The organism is Enterobacter sp. CCUG 70166 (genome assembly GCF_020224095.1).
Lineage (GTDB): Bacteria > Pseudomonadota > Gammaproteobacteria > Enterobacterales > Enterobacteriaceae > Enterobacter > Enterobacter intestinihominis.
Window position 1 is genome coordinate 1 of the sequence record NZ_NRIQ01000086.1, and the last position, 1,249, is coordinate 1,249.

The 1,249-nt window shown below is 52.0% G+C and carries 1 protein-coding gene; it reads left to right on the forward strand.

What is annotated here, in order from left to right; translation table 11 throughout:
• The first annotated feature begins 72 nt into the window (after nt 1-72).
• Nucleotides 73-1,241, forward strand: a protein-coding gene (locus CKK19_RS24860; protein WP_139153407.1) for an IS3-like element ISEc52 family transposase whose coding sequence is annotated in 2 segments (ribosomal slippage) — nt 73-322 and nt 322-1,241 — 1,170 coding nt in all. Because the reading frame shifts where the segments join, the coding sequence is not laid out codon by codon here.
• The last annotated feature ends 8 nt before the right edge of the window (nt 1,242-1,249 follow it).

Below are 1,249 nucleotides of genomic sequence, written 5' to 3' on the forward strand. Positions count from 1 at the left end.
TGAAGTGGTTTACTGAATTTGGCCACCTGAACAGAGGTGATATGCTCACCTCAGAACAACACAGGTGCCATAATGAAAAAAAGAAATTTCAGCGCAGAGTTTAAACGCGAATCCGCTCAACTGGTCGTTGACCAGAATTACACCGTGGCAGATGCAGCCAGCGCTATGGATGTCGGCCTTTCCACAATGACGCGATGGGTGAAACAATTACGTGATGAGCGGCAGGGAAAAACACCAAAAGCCTCCCCCATTACCCCGGAACAAATTGAAATCCGTGAGCTCAGGAAAAAGCTACAACGTATTGAAATGGAAAATGAAATATTAAAAAAGGCTACCGCGCTCTTGATGTCAGACTCCCTGAACAGTTCTCGATAATCGGGAAACTCAGGGCGCGTTATCCTGTGGCCACTCTCTGCCATGTGTTCGGGGTCCATCGCAGCAGCTACAAATACTGGAAAAACCGTCCTGAAAAGCCAGACGGCAGACGGGCTGTATTACGCAGCCAGGTACTTGAACTGCATGGCATCAGCCACGGCTCTGCCGGAGCAAGAAGCATCGCCACAATGGCAACCCAGAGAGGCTACCAGATGGGGCGCTGGCTTGCTGGCAGACTCATGAAAGAGCTGGGGCTGGTCAGTTGCCAGCAGCCGACTCACTGGTATAAGCGTGGCGGTCATGAGCACGTTGCTATCCCGAATCATCTTGAGCGACAGTTCGCCGTAACGGAACCAAATCAGGTGTGGTGCGGTGATGTGACCTATATCTGGACGGGTAAGCGCTGGGCGTACCTCGCCGTTGTTCTCGACCTGTTCGCAAGAAAACCAGTGGGCTGGGCCATGTCGTTCTCGCCGGACAGCAGGCTTACCATGAAAGCACTGGAAATGGCATGGGAAACCCGTGGTAAGCCCGTCGGGGTGATGTTCCACAGCGATCAAGGCAGTCATTATACGAGCAGGCAGTTCCGGCAGTTACTGTGGCGATACCGGATCAGGCAGAGTATGAGTCGGCGTGGAAACTGCTGGGATAACAGCCCAATGGAGCGCTTCTTCAGGAGTCTGAAGAACGAATGGGTGCCAGCGACGGGCTATGTAAGCTTCAGCGATGCAGCTCACGCAATAACGGACTATATCGTTGGATATTACAGCGCACTAAGACCGCACGAATATAATGGTGGGTTACCACCAAACGAATCAGAAAACCGATACTGGAAAAACTCTAACGCGGTGGCCAGTTTTAGTTGACCACAACA